This window comes from Nocardioides sp. CPCC 206348, from assembly GCF_048654705.1.
Taxonomy (GTDB): Bacteria; Actinomycetota; Actinomycetes; order Propionibacteriales; family Nocardioidaceae; genus Nocardioides.
In genome coordinates this window covers 1-3744 of record NZ_JBMCZA010000035.1, presented here as the reverse complement: position 1 = coordinate 3744, position 3744 = coordinate 1, and the positions used below count along the sequence as shown (strand labels likewise).

The following is a 3744-nucleotide window of genomic DNA, read 5'->3' as shown; positions in this document are numbered from 1 at the left end:
GGGCCTCCGTCGGAGAGCAGGCGGGACTTGAACACGACGTCCCCGAAAAGGGCAGGTAGGCCGGTTTCCATCGCCAGGTACCGACGCAGTTCGACCTGCTCGGGCGTCCCGTCCTTCGTCGCGCCACGCGTCTCAAGCAAGATCGCCAACTCGCTCATCAAACGGAGGCGGGCGACCGGTTCGTCGGACGCTGCATCGACGGCGGTTGCGACCTTGTCGCGCAGTTCGTCCGCCCGGGGTCCGTCAGCATGTTCCAGGATCAGATTGAGGATGGATCGCAATGACATCTTGTGCTTCGGCACGAAGATCATCCGAGTCGAAGGCTTCTGGTCTAGCTTGATGCGCAGCCAACGAACCAGGTGGGACTTGCCAGCACCGGACTTGCCGAGGATGGGAATGATCGGTTGGTCGGCTGGCTGCTCCTCAACCGCTCGCAGCAGGTCCTGCTCCGTGACCTCGGTGCCGCCGTTCAGGCTCTGCACTTGGTCCCGCTGCAGGATCGGGATGGTGCTGTGTGTCGCCAGGAAGACCCCGTCCGACGTGCTCTCGGCTTCGACGGGGATGATCGCCTCCGCCTCCACGGCGTCCCAGCAGGCCGCCGGCAGGGTTCCGCGCCAACTCACTTCTTGCCTCCGCGTTTCAACGTAACGTGCGTTTGCCGACTGGTGTCGGATCGAGCCAGTCGGACTCCCCGGGCATCGGGGAGAGTCTCAAAGGCCAACCGGCCGCGCTCCTCAAGGATTCGCAGTGCCTGTCCGATCGAACTATCGGCGCAGTCCTCGGCGACCGCCGGGTCTGGGTCGGCGCCGAGGTGGGCCGTCAGGGCAGTGCGTACGGAACCGCCGTGGAGTACTGGGATCTTGGAGCTGAGTTTGGTTAGGAAATCGGTGATCGGGATGCGTCCGAGAGGGAGGTCATCAAGGACGTCGTTGACTGCGACCACCGGTAATGGGACCACCCCCGCGCTCTTCATGATCATCATCGGTGGTGATGCCAGGCCCAGTGCAAGCGCCCAGCGACTGGCCGCCGTCCAACGGGTGTCATTGGTGATCGCCCACTTCTCATTGGCGCCGGTCTGGAACTGACTGGTCTGCAGAGGTTGAACCTTCTCTGTCCACGACAAGGGCCGGCCGAGTGCATCCTGGGCCAGGAGCCAAGACAGTGCCCTGGTGAGGTCGCGCGCTCCACTGGTGTGCGCATCTCCTTCTTCGCGGTGCCAAGGGTCGCCGTCCCGTTCGAGGTCGAACACATGCGTCTGCATCAGTCGGCGGAACTGTGAGTTCGAGAACTTGGAACCGACCGTGGTCACACTCTCGCTGACTGTGACGACCCCGTTTTCGGAACGGAGCATCCCGATCGCGCGAAACGACGACAACGTGTTCGTCAACCCGTCACGAGCAGACGGGCCGTCGTTCAAGCCTTCGGGTTTGAAGAGGTCCAGCAGTTTGTCTTCAGTCCAGTCACCGCGTGCATCGATAAGGAAGTTGATGAGTGATCGGCCCAGACCGGGAAGGCTTCGGGGCGGGTTCAGGACGGCCATTCAGAATCTCCTGAGGAAGTCTTCAAGCCCGAGATGCGGGCTACGGATGTTTTTGACCAGGTGATCGGGGTATTCGGGGTCGCGGGTTCCCTCGGGCATGACCACGATCCGCAAAGGCCCTTCTGAACCGGCGAGCCAACTGAGTTGGGGTACTTGGTGCTGGTCGAGGAGGATCAAGGTCGGGACGCAAATCCGCACCGGGGGGCCGCCGCTAGGCACAGGGTCGACCATTACCAGGCCTTCGGACGCGAACTTCGAGGCGGACCCGATGGCTTTCAAGCCGACGAGCGAAGGGGATGCGAAGACTCCCCGGATGCCGTTGTTAACGCACGTCTGGAGGAGATTTCCCAGCAATGAGCGCAGACGGTCCTTCGGGTAGGTGACGACGATGGTCCGCCGGCCGAGCGACAGTTCGCGCAGGGCCGGGCTCGACTCCCGGCGGAGGTTCGGCAGCAGACCCTCGGCAACGATTGGTTGGGCAGCGCGGTAGGTCGACTGGTGGACGTGCTCGGACGCAGGGCATCCGGAGCAGGCAGCGGCGACGATCTGGGTGGCACGCATTGGACCCACGTTCGTGTAGGTGTACTCCTCCTGCAGGATCTTGCCCCAGCATTCGGTTAACGCTAGGAGTCGGCCCACACGGTCCGAGGATGCGGCCTCGGTTCCCTTGATCTCGCTGCGCACTTTCTTGAATGCGGAGACGACCGATTCCTCGTCCAGATTGGTGATGTGCGGGCGGACCCGCACCGCCATCTGACGGACGTACACCTCCCAGGTTGCGGCCACCCGGGCTGACCAGGATTCCTCGGACTCACCGGGTTCCTGTTCGAGTTTCGGCGGTTCGATGTTCTCCAGGTCAAGCAGTCCGGCTCGCTGCATCAGCACCAGGGTGTTTCGGTTCCACAGTCGGTTCTTGTCGGAGTCGATGTCGAGGTTCGGTGGTATCACGGAGGTGTCCAGGACCAGGCGGCGATGGGCATTTTCCTGGTCGACGCGCTGAGACCGCATTGCTTGCCAGCGCTTCCAGGCCTTCTCATCGCCCAGGACTGTCGACTTCTCGATATTGCTCTGATTCTTGTCGACTGTCGCTGGAATCCACACCGAGAGCGCGGCGTGGCCGTCTCGGCCGGCCCGCCCGACCTCCTGATAGAAGCGGTCGACCGTGGCCGGAATGCAGGCATGCACGACCGTCCGGACGTCGCTCTGGTCGACCCCGAGGCCGAAGGCACTGGTGCCCACCACGACGTCGTAGGAGGTCGGCCTACCGTCGCCGGACCACCGCTGGAGGATCTCCAGTCGTTCCTGCGAGCCGATGTCGCCGTGGAAAATCGCCGTACGTCCGAATCCACTGTCGCGGAGTTGGGTGGCGATCTCCTCGGCGGCAGTCTTCCGCGTGGTGTAGACGATCGCAGGACGAGGGAGGTGACGCAGTGCCTCGATGACGCGCTCGAGTCGCGTTTCCGGTGCGCAGATCTCTGCTTGGAGGTACCGCAGTTCGGTGCGTAAGAACGTTGACCCGACGAACAACGATTCCTCGGAACCGCGAAACAGGCCGTCATTGAGGATGAGGCCCTGCTCGGACAGGGTCGCTGTCAGTAGTGCGACCCGGGGAGGAGTCTGTCCGGCGGCCCGTGCGAGTTCGCGGAGTTCGCTGAGCAGCGACGCGACGATCTGGAACTCAGGGCGGAAACTCAGGCCCCAGGACCGCACCAGGTGCGCTTCGTCGATGATCAGGTGGGTGAGTTCGCCGCGTGCCGCGAGGACCCGTAGTGATTGGGCCAAGCCGGTCACCAGCGCCTCGGGCGAGGTGAAGAGCACTCGTTGGGTGCCGTTGCGCAGACGTTCTTTGATCGCGGCGCACTCATCCTCGGAGCGGTCTCCGTAGTAGGCGAGTTCCCGCGGCAGGTGCGCGCTGGGGAAGCGCGCCCGCAGGTTCCGCTCTTGGTCCAGGGCCAATGCGATGGTCGGGACGACGACTACGGTGGTGCCACTGTCGAGCAGGAGTCCGGGGGCAAGTCCGACGATCGACTTCCCGGTTCCGGTGGGCAAGACCACGTGCAGCGTCGCTTCGGGATCACCGAGAGCGGCCGCTCTCATCGCGTTCGCCTGACTGCGCGACCGGTATTCCCGGATCCCGGGCGCGATGGCCGCGACGGCCGGGTCTACCTGAACCGAGTTGTCGGGGCGGGCATAGGTAGACACTC

General features: G+C 63.9%; 2 protein-coding genes and 1 pseudogene. All 3 read right to left on the bottom strand.

All coding sequences use genetic code 11. The features are described from left to right. Positions 1–623, bottom strand: a pseudogene (locus ACOADB_RS00990) (hypothetical protein); the annotation flags it as partial. Then, complete coding sequence (gene dpdG / locus ACOADB_RS00985) at positions 620–1540, bottom strand: protein DpdG (RefSeq protein ID WP_378596058.1); 921 nt, start codon at positions 1538–1540, stop codon at positions 620–622. The gene dpdG and the pseudogene ACOADB_RS00990, both read right to left, overlap by 4 nt. After that, a partial coding sequence (dpdF, locus tag ACOADB_RS00980) for a protein DpdF (protein WP_378596057.1) occupies positions 1541–3744 on the bottom strand: 2204 nt, incomplete at its 5' end.

Coding starts and splice junctions, on each gene's coding strand:
- dpdG (WP_378596058.1), bottom strand. CDS start 1,540: ATGGCCGTCCTGAACCCGCCCCGAAGCCTTCCCGGTCTGGGCCGATCA.